Consider the following 1,208-nt stretch of genomic DNA (forward strand, 5'->3'; position numbering starts at 1 on the left):
GCCGGCGTCGCCGTATCCGGACGGCGTCATCGTGCCCGTTCGGGGCCGGGAAGCATTCCGGGCCGACCGGCGTTGTCCACAACCAGTGGAACAGCCGACGACCAGGCCTCGGTGGTCGGCAAGGCGATGAGCTACCAGGTCAGCCAACGGGTCAGTCAGCAGGACGGCCGCACTGTGGTGACGGTCGCCGCCGACGACGCCTGGCTGCGCGACCCGGCCCGCAGGTACCCGGTGGTGATCGATCCGACGATCAAGGTTCAACCGACGTTGAGCCAGGCCCAGGACGTGATGATCGCGTCCGGCGGCCCCTCGGAGAACTTCGACAGCACCTGGAAGCTCTCCGCCGGCGCCTCGACGGGGGGCACGTTCCGCTCCCTGACCAAGTTCGACCTGTCCAACGTGCCGGCCAACACCGTGCTGGACTCCGCGCAGTTGCAGATGTACTTCGACCAGACCCACGGTGGTGCCGACGACGCCTCGATGGCGTTCGAGGCGCGTCGGGTGACCGCGGCGTGGAACGAGACCACCGCGACGTGGGGCACCATGAACACCAAGTTCGCCGAGGTCGGGGAGAACCGCGAGCAGGTGGACGAGGCGGACGGCACCAAGGTGTCCGCCAGTGGTGAGTGGGTCGGCGCCACCGCCACCGACCGCAGTCAGGCGAACAACGGCGCCTACCGGTACAACGCCGACGCGTCCACCGGTCAGACGTTCACCTGGGTGCCGCGGCTGACCGAGGACGGTCAGTACGAGGTTCTCGTGCACTATGTGCCGGGTTCCGACCGCGCCACCAACGCGCCCTACACCGTGTTCTACGACGGTGGCTCGGTGGTCAAGACGGTCAACCAGACCACCGGCTCCGGCAATCAGAACTGGGTGTCGATCGGCACGTACGGGTTCAAGGCGGGCACCACGCACAAGGTCGTGCTCGGCGACGTGGCCAACAAGAAGGTCGTGGCCGACGCGGTCCGGCTGGTCAAGCGGGCCGAGGTGACCAAGCCGCTGCACCAGACCAACGCCTGGCACAGCTACAGCGTCCGCTCGACGGTGCAGGGCTGGCTGGACAACCCCGCGACCAACTACGGCTTCATGGTCAAGGGCAAGGACGAGTCGAACAAGAACGGCGGCCCACGGTACGAGTCCGGCGACTTCTCCTACGGTGGCGAGGACGACCACGGCCCGAAGTTGCTGCTCACCTGGGGCAAGCC

At 67.5% G+C, this 1,208-nt stretch carries 1 protein-coding gene; it reads left to right on the forward strand.

Going from position 1 to position 1,208, the window contains the following annotated elements; translation table 11 throughout:
• Window positions 1–72: 72 nt before the first annotated feature.
• The coding region (locus tag ABZ749_RS35440) for a DNRLRE domain-containing protein (protein ID WP_357235811.1) at window positions 73–1,208 on the forward strand (1,136 nt) is incomplete at its 3' end.

Source organism: Micromonospora sp. NPDC047753, assembly GCF_040642735.1.
Taxonomy (GTDB): Bacteria; Actinomycetota; Actinomycetes; order Mycobacteriales; family Micromonosporaceae; genus Micromonospora.